14 protein-coding genes are annotated in these 15,605 nt (G+C 62.4%); 12 read left to right on the forward strand and 2 right to left on the reverse strand.

Annotation, left to right across the window (positions count from 1 at the left end; genetic code table 11):
* The 4 genes from VIM95_RS12720 to alaS all read left to right on the forward strand — a co-directional run.
* A partial coding sequence (locus VIM95_RS12720) for a hypothetical protein (RefSeq protein WP_331986195.1) occupies nucleotides 1-341 on the forward strand: 341 nt, incomplete at its 5' end.
* Between the two features lie 61 nt (nucleotides 342-402).
* Entirely contained in the window at nucleotides 403-849 is a 447-nt protein-coding gene (locus tag VIM95_RS12725) for a PilN domain-containing protein (protein ID WP_331986197.1), read from the forward strand.
* Nucleotides 850-1,177: 328 nt separating this feature from the next.
* Nucleotides 1,178-3,295 carry a response regulator gene (locus VIM95_RS12730; RefSeq protein WP_331986198.1) on the forward strand — a complete coding sequence of 706 codons (2,118 nt, stop codon included), beginning with the start codon at nucleotides 1,178-1,180 and terminating at the stop codon, nucleotides 3,293-3,295.
* A gap of 90 nt (nucleotides 3,296-3,385) precedes the next feature.
* Nucleotides 3,386-6,007 (forward strand): alanine--tRNA ligase, encoded by a 2,622-nt coding sequence (gene alaS, locus VIM95_RS12735; protein ID WP_331986199.1) that lies wholly within the window; start codon nucleotides 3,386-3,388, stop codon nucleotides 6,005-6,007.
* A gap of 67 nt (nucleotides 6,008-6,074) precedes the next feature.
* Here alaS and corA read toward each other — a convergent pair whose 3' ends face one another.
* On the reverse strand, nucleotides 6,075-7,046 hold the full coding sequence (corA, locus tag VIM95_RS12740; protein WP_331986200.1) for a magnesium/cobalt transporter CorA: 972 nt from the start codon (nucleotides 7,044-7,046) through the stop codon (nucleotides 6,075-6,077).
* Between the two features lie 131 nt (nucleotides 7,047-7,177).
* Here corA and VIM95_RS12745 point away from each other — a divergent pair, with 131 nt between their 5' ends.
* The 7 genes from VIM95_RS12745 (at nucleotide 7,178) to VIM95_RS12775 (ending at nucleotide 13,313) form a co-directional block, all read left to right on the forward strand.
* Entirely contained in the window at nucleotides 7,178-7,648 is a 471-nt protein-coding gene (locus VIM95_RS12745) for a methylglyoxal synthase (protein ID WP_331986201.1), read from the forward strand.
* 34 nt (nucleotides 7,649-7,682) lie between these two features.
* The gene (locus VIM95_RS12750; protein WP_331986202.1) at nucleotides 7,683-8,363 is read left to right on the forward strand and encodes a DUF4197 domain-containing protein; all 681 of its coding nucleotides are present in this window, start codon (nucleotides 7,683-7,685) and stop codon (nucleotides 8,361-8,363) included.
* A 224-nt stretch (nucleotides 8,364-8,587) separates the two neighbouring features.
* Nucleotides 8,588-8,758 (forward strand): hypothetical protein, encoded by a 171-nt coding sequence (locus tag VIM95_RS12755; RefSeq protein ID WP_331986203.1) that lies wholly within the window; start codon nucleotides 8,588-8,590, stop codon nucleotides 8,756-8,758.
* Nucleotides 8,759-8,989: 231 nt separating this feature from the next.
* On the forward strand, nucleotides 8,990-10,924 hold the full coding sequence (locus tag VIM95_RS12760) for a PhoX family protein (protein WP_331986204.1): 1,935 nt from the start codon (nucleotides 8,990-8,992) through the stop codon (nucleotides 10,922-10,924).
* A 177-nt stretch (nucleotides 10,925-11,101) separates the two neighbouring features.
* Nucleotides 11,102-11,431: an FKBP-type peptidyl-prolyl cis-trans isomerase gene (locus VIM95_RS12765; RefSeq protein WP_331986206.1), complete on the forward strand. Its 330-nt coding sequence runs from the start codon at nucleotides 11,102-11,104 to the stop codon at nucleotides 11,429-11,431.
* A gap of 76 nt (nucleotides 11,432-11,507) precedes the next feature.
* Nucleotides 11,508-12,281, forward strand: a complete 774-nt coding sequence (locus tag VIM95_RS12770; RefSeq protein ID WP_331986208.1) for a DUF2189 domain-containing protein — start codon at nucleotides 11,508-11,510, stop codon at nucleotides 12,279-12,281.
* A gap of 84 nt (nucleotides 12,282-12,365) precedes the next feature.
* A complete protein-coding gene (locus VIM95_RS12775) occupies nucleotides 12,366-13,313 on the forward strand; it encodes a D-2-hydroxyacid dehydrogenase (RefSeq protein ID WP_331986210.1) in 948 nt (315 codons plus the stop codon).
* 118 nt (nucleotides 13,314-13,431) lie between these two features.
* Here the strand turns inward: VIM95_RS12775 and VIM95_RS12780 are convergent, their stop codons facing one another.
* The gene (locus VIM95_RS12780; RefSeq protein WP_331986212.1) at nucleotides 13,432-14,100 is read right to left on the reverse strand and encodes a TetR family transcriptional regulator; all 669 of its coding nucleotides are present in this window, start codon (nucleotides 14,098-14,100) and stop codon (nucleotides 13,432-13,434) included.
* Nucleotides 14,101-14,369: 269 nt separating this feature from the next.
* Between VIM95_RS12780 and VIM95_RS12785 the strand changes: the two genes are divergently transcribed.
* Nucleotides 14,370-15,599 (forward strand): efflux RND transporter periplasmic adaptor subunit, encoded by a 1,230-nt coding sequence (locus VIM95_RS12785; protein ID WP_331986214.1) that lies wholly within the window; start codon nucleotides 14,370-14,372, stop codon nucleotides 15,597-15,599.
* Nucleotides 15,600-15,605 lie beyond the last annotated feature (6 nt).

Consider the following 15,605-nt stretch of genomic DNA (forward strand, 5'->3'; position numbering starts at 1 on the left):
CCTTGCGCGAGGTGCTGCCCGTCTCTGCAGCGGCCTACTATCGCCATCGCCCTATTCGAGGCTCCTCGCACTCACTGCTGCTGCTCAAGGAAGCCAGGCGAACAACGGCTTTTCGCTTCCATGGTTCAAAGCTATTGGACCTGGATGTAGAACCCGTGACGCTAAGTACCTCGGAGTCCGGAAAGCGCTTGCTGCGTCGGGTATTGCCAGATGAGGTGGCAACAAGCCACGTCTTCGAATGGACCTCCCAATCTGCCGAATCGGCCAAACTGAGCCCGGTGGTTTCACAAGTCTTGCCGCAGGCAGCGCACATCGCGGTGGATCGCCATGCCTGGAGCTGATATGAGACCGTTGAACCATCTACTCCGCCCGCGAGCCAGACATGGTGCTTGGATGTTGGTATTGCTGGGTATCAGCCTTGTGGGTGCAGGTTGGCTGCTTTGGCAAGCTTATGGCGTACATCTGCGCAACCAGAAGGCTGCAGAACAGAACGCTGTCTTATCGCAAAGGCTGGAGCGCGAAAAACACCTCGCCACCCTACCGGCACCGAGCGTCGACGCCAAGCATTGGGACGCCATCCAGTCTGAGCGCCGGTTTCCGTGGCCCAATCTGCTGCAGGCGATCGAACAAACCGCCAGCAAAGACATTGAGCTGCTCGAGTTTGTGCCGGATAAGTCGGGGCGCCAGCTAGTCCTGAAGGGTGAGGCCAAGGATCAGAAGGCTTTGGTGGTCTATCTGGAAGCACTCAATGAGCAGCCGGAATTACACGTTGTGCACCTGGCCCATCAGCAGACGCTGGTTCGGGACAGGCTGGAGACGGTGGAGTTTGAGATAAGAGCAAAACTGTAGGGCAGTCAGATCTTATCGGTGTGAAATATTAGGGTACTCGAGGAAATCGCAGTAGGAGCTAAATGCCCAGTCAGCTGGGGGTGATGCAGCGAATGATCACGTAACTCAGCAGGACGTTGCACTTTGTGCACACCACTCGCAGGCCCCAACAGGCGGCCTAATGTGTAGGTAGGCCTTTGTCATATCAGCATATCGTCATGCAGCTTTGCGGCCGAATGGATTGATGCATAATCCGCCGAATATTTCTGGCCGGTCCGGTACCACCCCCGCCGGATGGCCGCTTAACCGGCCGGCCTTTACGGTAGGCCGGCCTGCCAAGGCATGCATTTTGAAACGACTGTTCGCCCTGCTGAGCCCCAACACTGCCCGTACCAAGATCCTGTGGGTCTTTCTGGCGGTCAACCTGCTCGCCACTGCCGCCTATACGCTCTATATCTGGGACCTCAAGTCCACCAGCGTGCGCGAGGCGATCGATGCCAGGCTGGTGGCCGGCGTCAGCGCCGCGCCCAAGATGGTGGGCAAAGATTACCTGCAGGCGGCAACCGGTCCGTCGTCCATCGACCCGCAGCACTACCTCTCGCTGGTCCGCCTGCTCAATGACTACTGTCAGCGCACCGGCGTGCGCTACGTCTATATGTTTGCGGAAGTGAATGGCCAGCTGGTCTACCTGGCCGATACCGCCAACGAGAGCGAGATTGCGGCCGAGAACTACGGCCACTACTACCAGCTCTACGAGATCGCCCCGCACCCGGCGATTCTCGACACCCTGCATACCGGCCGTACCAACACCGCGGAGTATCGCGACCGTTTTGGCTATTTCCGTTCGGTCTTCCAGGCCCTCACCCGGCCTGACGGCAGCCGCATCGTGGTCGGCGCCGACGTGGACATCAGCTATGTGCAGGCCGAGCTGAACAAGGCATTGCAGCAGTCGTTGGGTATAGGTGCACTGATTTTCCTGATCGGTGTGGCTTGCTCCTTCTGGCTGGCGCGTATTCTCTCCGCCCCGCTCAGCCGGCTGGCCGAGGCGGTTGATAAGGTGGCGGCGGGCGACTACCAGACTCGCGTGGGCGTGGCCGGGCAGGACGAGCTGGCCCGCCTTGCCACGGCGCTCAACGCCATGAGCCAGGCGATCGCCGAGCGTGACCAGGAGAAAGACCGGCTGCTGGCTGAGCTGGAGCAGAACGAGGCGGTGCTGGAGGCGCGTGTGCGGGAGCGCACCCGTGAGCTGGCCGAGGCCAACGACGCGCTGCTGGCCCATGAGCTGGAACTGGAGGCAGCGCGCAGCCAGGCTGAGCAGGCTTCGCGAATGAAGTCGCTGTTCCTGGCCAATATGAGCCACGAGATCCGCACACCGATGAATGCCATCATCGGCATGTCGCACTTGGCGGCAATGACCGAGCTCAACAGCAAGCAGCGCGACTATGTAGACAAGATCCAGCGCTCGGCACGGCATTTACTGGGCATCATCAACGACATCCTGGACTTCTCCAAGGTCGAGGCAGGCAAGCTCAGTCTCGAAGCGACCCACTTCCCCCTGCAGAACGTGCTGGACCAGGTGGCCAACCTGGTGACCGAGCCCTGCGCCGCCAAGGGGCTGGCGCTGCACTTCGAGGTAGACAGCGCCCTGCCCTGCCATCTGCAGGGCGACCCGCTGCGCGTGGGCCAGGTGCTGATCAATTTCGCCAACAACGCGGTCAAGTTCACCGAGTGCGGCAGCATCCATGTACGGGCGAGCCTCTTGGCGCGCGAAGCAGACGGCGTGATGATCCATTTCGAAGTCGAAGATACGGGCATAGGCATGAGCGCCGAACAGCAGGCACAGCTGTTCCAGTCCTTCCAGCAGGCCGACGCCACTACCACTCGCCGCTATGGCGGCACCGGGCTGGGCTTGGCTATCTCCAAACAGTTGGCGCTCTTGATGGGCGGCGACGTGGGGGTACGCAGCGTGCCAGGCCAGGGCAGTACCTTCTGGTTCACCGCTCGGCTGGGCTATGGCGTGGCGCCACAGGCCAGCCACGACGTTCCGGCTGTGCGCGACTTCGGCCGCGTGGCCGGCCGCCGCGCCTTGTTGGTGGAAGACAACGAGATCAACCAGGAGATCGTGGCTCACCTGCTGCACAAGGCTGGCATGGAAGTCGCCATTGCCGGCGATGGCGAGATGGCGCTACAGATGCTGGCGCGCGAGCGTTATGACATTGTGCTTATGGATATGCAGATGCCGGTCATGGATGGCCTGACCGCCACCCGCTTGATCCGCGCCCAGCCCGGTCTTGCCAACCTGCCCATCGTGGCGCTGACCGCCAATGCCATGGCGGGCGACAGGGAGCGCTGCATGGAGGCTGGCGTGAGCGACCACCTGAGCAAGCCGGTGGAGCCGGACCAGCTCTTTGACATGCTGCGGCGCTGGGTGCCGGCCTGCGAGGGTGCGGCGTTGACCGGGCAGTAAGCGGTCCACGCGCAAGGCATATTCGTTGCGGGCTGGTTTGGGGCATAATTGACGGCTGTTTCCCGACTTCCCGCACGGATCAACCTCGTCATGCGCACTGCAGAAATTCGTCAGAAATTCCTCGGCTTCTTCGAAAGCAAGGGCCATCAGGTCGTGGCCTCCAGCCCGCTGGTGCCGGGCAACGACCCGACCATCATGTTCACCGTGGCGGGCATGGTGCAGTTCAAGGACGTGTTCCTGGGCTTCGAGAAGCGCGCCTACACCCGCGCCACCACCAGCCAGAAGTGTCTGCGTGCCGGCGGCAAGCATAACGATCTCGAGAACGTGGGCTATACCGCCCGCCACCATACTTTCTTCGAGATGCTGGGCAACTTCAGCTTCGGCGACTACTTCAAGCGCGACGCGATCACCTACGCCTGGGAGTTCCTGACCAGCCCCGAGTGGCTGGGCCTGCCCAAGGACAAGCTGATGGTGACGGTCTACGCCAGCGATGACGAGGCCTACCAGATCTGGAACGAAGTCGTCGGCGTGCCGGCCGACAAGATCGTCCGCATTGGCGACAACAAGGGCGCGCCCTACGCCAGCGACAACTTCTGGACCATGGGCGACACCGGTCCCTGTGGCCCTTGCACCGAGATCTTCTTTGACCACGGCCCGGAAGTGGCCGGCGGACCTCCCGGCTCGCCCGATGAGGATGGCGACCGCTTCATGGAGATCTGGAACAACGTGTTCATGCAGTTCAACCGGGACGAGACCGGCACGCTGCATCCGCTGCCCAAGCCCTCGGTCGATACCGGCATGGGCCTGGAGCGCCTCTCCACCGTGCTGCAGCACGTGAAGTCCAACTACGAGACCGACATCCTGGCCGGCCTGGTCCGCGCCGCCGCGCGTGAGACCGGTGTGCCCTACAGCCAGGACGTGCCGTCCTTGAAGGTGATCGCCGACCATATCCGCGCCTGTGCCTTCCTGGTTGCCGACGGCGTGCTGCCCTCGAACGAAGGCCGTGGCTATGTGCTGCGTCGCATCGTGCGCCGTGCCATCCGCCACGGCTACAAATTGGGCCAGAAAGGCCTGTTCTTCCACAAGCTGGTACCGGATCTGGCCGCGAGCATGGGCGACGCCTACCCGCAGCTGATCGAGGGCCAGGACCGTATCATGGCCGCACTGCGCGCCGAAGAAGAGCAATTCGCCCGTACTCTGGACAACGGCATGGCGCTGCTGGACAAATCGCTCGAAGGTGGCAAGAAGCTGCTGGACGGCAAAACGGCTTTCACCCTGCACAGCACCTATGGCTTCCCGATCGACCTGACCGCGGACATCTGCCGCGAGCGCGAAGTCGAGCTCGATACCGCCGGCTACGAGCGTGAGCTCGCAGAGGAACAAGAGCGCGGCCGTGCTGCCGGCAAGTTCAATGCCGCCGCCAATGTGGAATACGAAGGCAGCGACACCACCTTCGAAGGCTACGACAAGGCCGAGACCCAGGCCCGTGTGCTGGCCCTGTACAAGGACGGCGTGGCCGTCGAGATCCTGAGCGGTGGTGATGAAGGTGTGGTGGTGCTCGACAACACCGCCTTCTATGCCGAAGGCGGTGGCCAGGTGGGCGACACCGGCCACATCACCGCCGCAGGTGGCGAATTCCTGGTGACCGACACCCAGAAGGTCAAGGCCGCCGTATTCGGCCATCAGGGCAAGCTGGTGGCTGGCAGCCTCAAGGTAGGCGATACGGTCAAGGCCGTGATCGACACCAGCAAGCGCAGCGCAACCGCCCGTAACCATTCGGCCACCCACCTCCTGCACGCCGCCCTTCGCGCCGTGCTGGGTACCCATGTGCAGCAGAAGGGTTCGCTGGTGAACAGTGAGCGTACCCGCTTCGACTTCGCCCACACCCAGGCGGTTACTGCCGAAGAAATCGCCAAGATCGAGCAGCTGGTAAACCAGCAGATCGTCGCCAACACTGCGGTCAGCGCCAGCATCATGAAGCAGGACGACGCCCTCAAGGCCGGCGCCATGGCGCTGTTCGGTGAGAAGTACGGCGACGAAGTGCGCGTGCTGAAGATGGGCGAATTCTCGACCGAACTGTGCGGTGGTACCCACGTGCAGCGTACCGGTGATATCGGCTTCTTCAAGATCGTGGCCGAAGGTGGCGTGGCCGCCGGCATCCGCCGTGTCGAGGCCGTGACCGGCGAAGGCGCCCTGGCCTATGTGCAGGGCCTGGAGCACGAGGTCAAGACCGCGACCCATCTGGTGCAAGCCCAACCGGGTGATCTCGTTGGCAAACTGGAGAAGCTGCACGCCGAGCAGAAAGCACTGGAAAAAGAACTGGCCAAGCTCAAGGGCAAGCTCGCCGCCAGCGCAGGCGACAGTCTGGCCGACCAGGCAGAGGATGTGGGCGGCAGCAAGGTGCTGGCCGCCAACGTGGACGGTGCCGACGCCAACGCCCTGCGCGAGATGATGGACAAGCTCAAGGACAAGCTTGGCAACGCCGCCATCGTGCTGGCCTCGGTCAGTGACGGCAAGGTGGCCCTGGCTGCCGGCGTGACCGCCAACCTGACCGGCAAGGTCAAGGCTGGTGATCTGGTCAACTTTGTGGCCCAGCAGGTGGGCGGCAAGGGCGGTGGCCGCCCCGATATGGCCATGGCCGGCGGTACCAACCCGGCCGGTCTGCCTGCCGCGCTGGCCGGTGTGGCCGATTGGGTCAAGGGCAAACTGTAAGCTCAGTCCCTAGCGCCAAAACAAAGAGCCGACCATGAGGTCGGCTTTTTGTTGGATGCGCGAGTTGTTACAGCCACCCTACCCGCTTGAACTTCCACCATAGCGCCACATCCAGTACCACCATGCTCAGCAGCGCCACCGGGTAACCATAGGCAAACTTGAGCTCGGGCATATGCTCGAAGTTCATACCGTATACGCCGGCGATCATGGTGGGCACGGCAAACAAGGCGGCGTAGGCAGCCAGCTTCTTGCTCACGGCAGATTCGTCGAGCGAAATCATGGCCAGGCTGACCTGGATGGCAGCCGCCAGCATTTCTCGCACCGACTCGACCGACTTTACGATGCGCTCCAGGTGGTCATACACGTCGCGGTAGTATTCCTGCATGCCCACGCACACGCCGGGCACGCGGCCACCATAGAGGTGGGCGATCGCCTCCAGCAGCGGTACGGCGGCATGGCTCACCGTCACCAGCTTGCGCTTGAGGGCGTAGAGCTCCTCGATATTGAGGCGGGCGCTGTTGTTGGCCGAGAAGAGCCGCTCCTCGATGCCTTCCAACTCTCCCTCCAGGCGGTGGACGATCTCGAAGTAGCGGTCCACCACGGCATCCATCAGGGCATAGAGCACAAAGCCGGACCCGTGTTGCAGCAGGTGGGGCTCACGCTCCGCGCGGGCACGTACGTTCAGAAAGCCGATACGTGAACGGTTGCGCACCGAAAGCACGAAATTGGCACCAACGAAGATGGCGACCTCGCCCACCTCCAGTTCGCCGGCTTCATCCATGTCCAGCGCGTGCAGCACGCAGAACAGCATATTGCCGTACTCTTCCACCTTGGGTCGCTGGTGACCCTTGCGGGCATCTTCCACCGCCAGTTCGTGCAGGCCGAATTCCACCTGCATCTCTTGCAGTTCTTCCGGCGTCGCATCCTTGAGCGCCACCCAGACAAAGCAGTCGGGGTGGCTCACATACTCGCTGATGGCCTCTACCGGCAGATCGGCGATCTTGCTGCCGGCCTGATAGGCGGCGCAGTTGATCAACATGGTCCGTCTCCTTGTTATGCGTGGGCCGCTCGTAGTCCCGCAATTCACCCTACCGGCACCATAGCCGGGTAATATCTTCGAAAGCGCGCCAGCTCTGCAATAGCGGGCGCCGAAGATCGGGAAACAAGGTCATGAACTACACCCATATTTTCATGCAGCCCAGCAAAAAGATCGCGCTGGTGGCCCATGACAACATGAAAGCCAATCTGCTCGATTGGGCCAAGTACAATCGCGGCTCGCTCGCGAAGCACCACCTCTTTGCCACGGGTACCACCGGCGGCCTTCTGGAGCGGGAGCTGGGCATCAAGGTAAGCCGTTACCATAGCGGTCCCTTGGGTGGCGACCAGCAGATCGGCGCCGCCATTGCCGAGCAGGACATCGACTTCCTGATCTTCTTCTGGGACCCGCTGGAGCCCCAGCCTCACGACCCGGACGTGAAGGCCCTGCTGCGCATGGCCGTGGTCTGGAATATCCCCATGGCCTGCAACCGGGCCTCGGCCGACTTCCTGATCTCGTCCAGCCTGATGGACAAAGCCTACGAACGGCAGGTTCCGGACTACCAAACCAACCGGCCCGCCAGTGCCCGTACCGGCAATCCCTGACCTCTTTGCTCCGTAATGGATAGGACATCACACCATGCGACTCCGCCCCCTGCTGCTCACCCTTCCGCTGCTGCTTACCTTGCAGGCGGGTGCGGGTGATCTTGACCAGATCGCCACCAAGGACGCCAATGCCGGCCTCAAAGAGGCACTGACCCAGGCCGCCAGCGTCGCCGTGGGTAATCTGGGCAAGGCCGACGGCTTTCTGGGCAACGGCCAGGTAAAGATTCCTCTGCCAGACAGTCTGAAGAAGGCCGAGAAGCTGCTGCGCGTGGCCGGCCTGGGCCCGCAGGCGGATGAATTGGTGGTGAGCATGAACCGCGCGGCCGAGAGCGCCGTGCATGAAGCCAAGCCCATCCTGGTCGATTCGATCAAGAAAATGAGTCTGCAAGATGCCAAAGGCATTCTGACCGGAGGCGATACCGCCGCAACCGAGTACTTCCGCCGGACCACCAGCGAGGCCATCTCGGCCAAGTTCCGCCCCATCGTGCAGAAGGCCACCGCCAAGGTGAAGCTGGCCGAGAAATACAACGCCTATGCTGGCAAGGGCCTGGAGCTGGGGCTGGTGAAGAAGGAAGACGCCAATATCGATGACTACGTGACCCGCAAGGCGCTGGACGGCCTCTACTTGATGATCGCCGAGGAAGAAAAATCGATCCGAAAGGACCCACTGGGCCAGGCCAGCAAGCTCTTGCAGAAGGTGTTTGGCGCACTTTGATCAGATCGTGACAAGGGGCCAGACAAGCGCTCGCTCGTGCATCGCTTGTCTGGCTCTGGTATCATACATAATTGTTTGCTGAAATAGCCTGCCACGCCCCCTCAAGGAAGGGCATTGGCTGTCTCCGAACTTTTGCCCTGTCGATTTTCCCTCCAAAGAGGGATTGCCGCGGCGGGGACCTGCAATAGACTATGCCTCGCCCCTGCTGCGATACGGCCCTTAACATGACCGCCACACGCTCCACTCTGCCTGCTGACCAAACGCTCTCGGCTGAACGCCTTGAGCGCATCGATACGCTGACCGTTGAATTGCAGCACGCCATTACCGAATACCAGGCGGAGAAGAGCCAGTTGCAGCCACCGGCCGAGCCGGAGGCGCCACAGGCCGACAACTAAAGTCTGCCCGCTTTCCGCCCAAGCTGATCGCCGCATTGCCCAGACGCATGCGGCGATTTGTCTCTCTGGCGGCCACTATGCGGCCTGCAGCCTGGCCCTCAGTCCGTTCTTTGTCACACCAATTGCATCAAACCGTAAGACAGTCATCACGAAGCTTTCACAAGCGGCGACTAGCATGGCGCGGCCAAAAAATATGCCGTACCACCCGATCGCACCTAGGAGAGTAGAGAGATGTCCCAGACCCATGACGAATCCCGCCGCCGCCTGCTGAAGCTGATGTCCGGCGCCCCGCTGCTGCCGCTCGCCACCTACGGCAGCGCTTCGGCCCTGCTGGCTGCCTGTAGCGGCAGCGACGATGTCGTCGTCGCCCCGGCCAAGCCCTCCATCAGCTCGGTCAGCTTCTCGTCCATGGCTGCGCCCGACCTGAGCAACGCTGCCGCAATGGCTACCACCACCGTCAATTCCAGCCTGGTGGCGACCTACAGCGACGGTAGCAAGCAGACCTTCGCGCTGAAGTACGAGCCCTTCTTCCAGACCGGCGACCTCGTGCCCAACGGCAACGGCGGCACCATCCTTGCCGGCGGTTACTACGACATCAACAAACAGCCCATCATCGACAAGTCGGTGGCCGGCAAGGAACGTCCTTTCTATTCCGATTGCCCGGATGGCTCCTCCATCCTGACCCTGGCCAATGCCAACGTGCCTGGCATCAAGGGCAAGGCTGTGTTTGCCGTGGTGCAGTTCGAATACACCACCCGCGACCAGAGCCTGGCATCGACCTACGGCCAGCTCCCCTCGCCCATCGCCATCTTGACCCTGGACCAGGACCAGACCACCGGCAAGCTAAGCCTGGTGAAGTACCACAATGTGGACACCACCTCGGTCAACGGCCTGTGGATTACCTGTGGTGCCAGCCTCTCGCCTTGGGGCACCCACCTCTCGAGCGAAGAGTACGAGCCGGATGCGAACACCATCGCCACCAACACCCAGTTCCAGGCTTTCAGCCGCAACCTGTTCGGCGACGCCAGCAAGGCCAACCCCTACCACTACGGCCACCTGCCGGAAGTGACCGTCAACCCGGACGGTACCGGTTCGATCAAGAAGCACTTCTGCCTGGGTCGCATCTCGCACGAGCTGGTGCAGGTCATGCCGGACAAGCGCACCGTGCTGATGGGTGACGATGCCACCAACGGCGGCCTGTTCATGTTCATTGCCGACAAGGAAGCCGATCTCTCGGCCGGTACCCTGTACGTAGCCAAGTGGACCCAGACCTCGGGCACCGGCCCTGGCGCCGGCAACCTGAGCTGGATCAAGCTCGGCAGTGCCACTAGCGCCGAGATCAAGGCCCTGGCGGATACCCTCAAGGCCGCCGACATCATGGACATCAAGACCAGCGATCCGGCCGACACCAGCTTCACCAAGATCCCGTTCTCGGGCAAGAGCAACTGGGTGCGCGTCAAGCCGGGCATGGAGAAGGCTGCCGCCTTCCTGGAAACCCATCGCTACGCTGCATTGGCCGGTGGCAGCCTGGGCTTCACCAAGATGGAAGGCACCACCGTCAACGCCAAGGACAAGGTCGCCTACTCGGCCATGTCCTATATCCAGAGCACCATGCTGGACGGTTCGGGCGGCATCAAGGTGGAAGGCCCGCTGTCGGGTGCCGTGTACGCCCTGAACCTCAAGGGTGGCCAGAAGGACCTCGCCGGTAACGCCATCAACAGCGAATGGGTGCCGGTTGACATGGCCCCGCCTGCAGCACTGATCGGCGAAGACCTGAAGACCGCCGACGCGCTGGGCAACCTGTCCAATCCGGACAAGATCGCCAACCCGGACAACATCAAGTTCTCGGAAAAGCTGCGTACCCTGTTTATCGGTGAGGACAGTGGCCGCCACGTCAACAACTTCCTGTGGGCCTACAACGTAGATACCAAGGTGCTGTCGCGCATCCTGTCGGTGCCGGCTGGTGCCGAATCGACCGGCCTGCACGCTGTGGACGAGATCAACGGCTGGACCTACATCATGAGCAACTTCCAGCACCCCGGTGACTGGGAGAGCCCGCTGCACGACAAGGTCAAGCCCACGCTGGATTCGCTGGTCCGCGCCAACTTCAAGGATCGCTTCGGCGCCTCGGTTGGCTACCTGACCGGCCTGCCTGTCATCGGCTAAGCCCCCCTGGTATGCCGCCCCAGCTTGGAGCGGCAAGCCTTCCAACCCCCAGGGCCTTCTCGCCCGGGGGTTGTTCTTTTTGTCCCATCAGAACGTCGCTGCCATCTCGCTATCGCTTGTTTGGCCTCTATTGAGGTAGATTTGCGAGGTCATCCCCAAAGCAAGCAAGGAAATACTGTGACCGACACCCTTATCATCGAAGACATCCAGACCGGCGAAGGCGCCGAGGCCCAGGCTGGCCAGGAAGCCACCGTGCACTACACCGGCTGGCTGACCGATGGCACCAAGTTCGATTCCAGCAAGGATCGCGGCATTCCCTTCTCCTTCCCGCTGGGCGCCGGCCATGTCATCAAGGGCTGGGACCAGGGCGTGCAAGGCATGAAGGTCGGCGGCGTACGCAAGCTGACCATCCCGCCAGCCATGGGCTACGGTGCCCGCGGCGCAGGCGGCGTGATCCCCCCCAATGCCGTGCTGGTGTTCGAGGTGGAACTGCTGAGCATCGACTAAGCCCCATCTGGCGACCATCCGGTCGCCATTTTTTTGTTCGTTCCAATCACCGCCCACAATAACGAGGAGACACCTTATGGCGGAATTGCTCGAAGAAACGGCCCCGGCGCCGCTGAACCCGCGCGTGCGCGACCTGCCCTGGTACACGCCCTTTTCCTGGCTCAAGCTGGGCTGGGGCGATATGCGGGCCATGCCGCATGGCAGCCTCTTCTATGGCATCGCCTTCGTGGCCATGGGGTGGGCAATCAAGCTTTTGTTCGCCCATTCGCCGGAAGAAACCATCACCCTGATCACCACTTTCTTGCTGGCCGGGCCCTTCGCCTGCCTGGGGCTGTATGAAATCAGCCGCCTGCACGAGACGATCGAACGGGTGAGGCTGCTGCCCACCTTCACCGCCTTCCGCCACAACGTGGGCGGTATCGGCCTGTTTGCCCTGCTGTTGACCTTGCTGGTGGCGGGCTGGATGCGGGTATCGGTGGTGGTGTTCGCACTCTTCTTCACCGAGAACCTGCCGAGCCTGGACCTGATCCTGTCGCCGCGCTTCCTGACCGAAGAGAACCTGACCTTCCTGGTAGTCTGGCTGGGTTCGGGCACGGCCTTCGGTGCATTGGCTTTCGCGCTGTCGGTCGTTTCCATCCCGCTCATGTTGGACCGCGATACCGATACCTTTACCGCCCTCTTCGCCAGCGTACGGGTGGTACTGGCCAACCCCGTGTGCATGCTGGTCTGGAGCCTGTTGATCGTCAGTCTCGTACTGCTGGGCTTCGCGCTCTGGGGCTTGGGCATCATCATCACCGCGCCACTGGTCGGCCATGCCACCTGGCACGCCTACCGCGCCTTGATCGAGTAGTGCAACCCGCCGCCAGGTCCGACATGGACGGGCCTGGCGACGCTGTCTGATAATGTCGGCCTTCTTCTGCCACCCTGCCACCTCATGCTCAATATCGTCTTCCTCGACCGCGCCAGCCTGCCGGTGGCCGTGCGCCGCCCGAGCCTGCCCCATGCCTGGCATGAATACGATGCAACCGCGCCGCAAGACGTGGTGGCGCGCTGCCGGGAAGCCGACGTGGTGATCAGCAACAAGGTGGTGCTCAATGCCGAGGCGCTGGCTGCCCTACCCAAGCTGCGTCTGATTGCGGTGGCGGCAACCGGTGTAAACAACGTGGATCTGTCGGCAGCGCAGGCGCGCCAGTTGCCGGTCTGCAATATCCGTGGCTATGCCGAGCATGCGGTGCCCGAGCACGCGATGATGTTGATGCTGGCGCTGATGCGCAGCCTGCCAGCCTACCGCCGTGAACTGGCGGAGGGGGCCTGGCAGCAGTCACCACACTTTTGCCTGTTTGGCACGCCGATCCGCGACCTCAATGGCCGCACGCTCATGATCGTGGGTGCCGGCACCTTGGGGCAGCGTACGGCAGCACTGGCCCAAGCCTTTGGCATGCAGGTGCTGTTTGCGGAGCGCCGCAGCGCCACCGAGGCCCGCCCCGGTTACGTGCTGTTTGAGGAAGGCTTGCGCAGGGCGGACGTGATCAGTCTGCACTGCCCGCTGAACGATGAGACTCGGGGGCTGATCGGTGCCAAGGAGCTGGCCGCGATGAAGCCCGACGCAGTGCTGGTCAATACCGCCCGCGGCGGCATCGTGGATGAGGGGGCCTTGCTGGCGGCGCTGCAGTCTGGCCACCTGGGTGGTGCAGGCATGGACGTGCTGCGGGAAGAGCCGCCCAAGGCGGACAGCCCCTTGCTGGGCGTGCAGCTGGATAATCTGATCGTGACCCCGCACGTAGGCTGGGCCAGCTACGAAGCCATGAGCCGGTTGGGTGAGCAGCTGATTGGTAATATCGAGGCTTGGGCCAGGGGCGAGCCGCGCCACCTTGTCGGCTGAGCGCCGCTTACAAAGCCCTTCTGGCGTTGTTGCGCAAACTTGCCGTACTACTCGTACTGTCTGCGTTTGCGCGCCTAGCCAGAATCGCTTCGCTTGGCTTTGTTAGCGGCGCTGGGGCTTACTTGCTGACGGTTGGCTCGGACTTGAACTCGGCTACGCCGGTCGGTGGTGGCGGCGCGTTACGTAAACCGGCAAAGAAGGTATCCATCAACCATTCCGAACGATCGGCCAGGTTGAATTCGCGGTATTCCAGCCATTCACGGATACAACCGATCATAAAGCTGTTCAGCGCATAGGCGCCCAGGCCGCAGTCCACATGGCCAGGCAGTTGGCCCTGGGCCTTGGCGGCGCGCAACACCTCGGTCAGTTGCACCCGGCAGTGCTGGCCCCGTTCCTTCTCGGCCTGCAGCACGGTCTGCACCACGTCGTTGAGCTCAACGCGGAACATCAGGATCTCGAACACCCGCATGGTGCGCGGGTCTTCCGATACCTGCCGCAGAATACGGGCACCGTCGCGGCTCAAGCGGCCCAGCGGGTCGCTGCCGGGTTCCAGCACCGTGGCGTCCAGCATCGCCTGCATGGGCAGCGAGACACGGTCGCACATGGCCGAGAACAGATCGGTCTTGTTCTTGAAATGCCAATACAGTGCGCCGCGGGTCAGCCCCGCCTCGCGCGCAATATCGTCCAGCGTGGTCTGTGCCACGCCCTTGCTGCAGAAAACCCGTTCAGCTGCATCTAGCAGTTGTTCGCGGGTTTCCGCTGCTTGTTCCTTGGTTCGCCGTGCCATTTTGCGATTTTACGTTGTCCTGCGCAGTGAGGGTTTAATAACCCTTGCGTCAGCAGTGTTTACAAACATACGTGTATGTATCTAAAATCTCTGGCAACGTCAAATCCGGCAGGTTCCCGATCCCGGAGCCACTGCATTTTCTGACACAGAATCTCCCCATACTGGCGAGCTGTCACAAGGCTTTCTATGCTGGCAGTCTGCCCGGGACGATCAGGTCACCTGCCGGGCCACGCGCCCTACCCCCTTTTCTGTATCGCGAGGACTCATCCATGCCCGCCTCACGCCTCACCCCTGTCCGTACCCATGCCCTGCGCCTGGCTCCGGTCCTGATCCTCCCCGCCCTGCTGGCAGCTTGCGGCAAAGGCGAACAACACGGTGGCGGTGGTTTGCCACCGGCCCAGGTGACATTCCAGACCGTCACTCCGGGCGATGTACACGTCGACTTTGAATACCCCGGCCAGACCAATGGCTCGCGCGAGGTAGAAATCCGCGCCCGTGTGACCGGCATCATCGACAAGCGCCTTTATGAAGAAGGCGGCCATGTCAAAGCCGGCCAACCGCTGTTCCGCATCGACCCGGCGCCCTTTGCCGCGGCCGCTGCAGCAGCCGATGCCAATGTGACCACCGCCGAAGCACGCCTCAAGCAGGCCGAGCGTGATTTCAACCGGCTCAAGCCGCTGATCGAAGCCAAGGCCGTCAGCCAACAGGAATTCGACAACGCCGCCTCGGCTTACGACGTCGCCAAGGCAAGCCTGAAGGCCGCCCAGGCGCAAGCCCGTACCGCCAACATCGACCTCGGTTATACCGACGTCCGTGCGCCCATCAGCGGCATGGTCGGCCGAGCGCTCAAGGTTGAAGGCAGCCTGGCCAATGCCCAGGGCGACAGTCTTTTGGCCACCATGGCTCAGACCGACCCGATGGAAGTGAACTTTGCGCTGTCCGAGGCCGACCGCGCTCGCGTGCAGAGCGAAGTCGAGGCCGGCACCCTGAAGCTGCCCGAGAGCGGCTACACCGTGAAGCTCAAGACCAGCGCAGGTCAGGTCATCAAGGAAAACGGCAAGCTGAACTTCGGTGACTACAAGGCTGACGCCAACACCGGTGCCTACGCCAGCCGTGCCCTGTTCGCCAACCCCAAGAACGAGCTCACCCCGGGCATGTTCGTGCGCGTGATTCTGACCGGCGCCATCCGCCCGAACAGCATCGCGGTGCCGCAACGCGCCGTGCTGAGCAACGCCGACAGCAAGTTCGTCTACGTGGTGGGCAACAAGGACGGCAAGGCAGTCGCCATTCCCAAGCCAGTCGTACCGGGCGAATGGGTCAAGCTCGACGGTCCGGACCAGAACGGTTGGGTCATCAAGCAAGGCCTCGCCGCGGGTGACAAGGTGATTGTGGACGGCATGGCCCGCATCTTCTTCCCCTTCGCCCCCATCGTGCCCATGACGCCCGAGGAAGCCGCCAAGGCCGCTGCCGCCCCGCAAGGCGCACCGGCCGGCAAGTAAGGAGCA

The organism is Chitinimonas sp. (genome assembly GCF_036568685.1).
Taxonomy (GTDB): Bacteria; Pseudomonadota; Gammaproteobacteria; order Burkholderiales; family Chitinimonadaceae; genus Chitinimonas.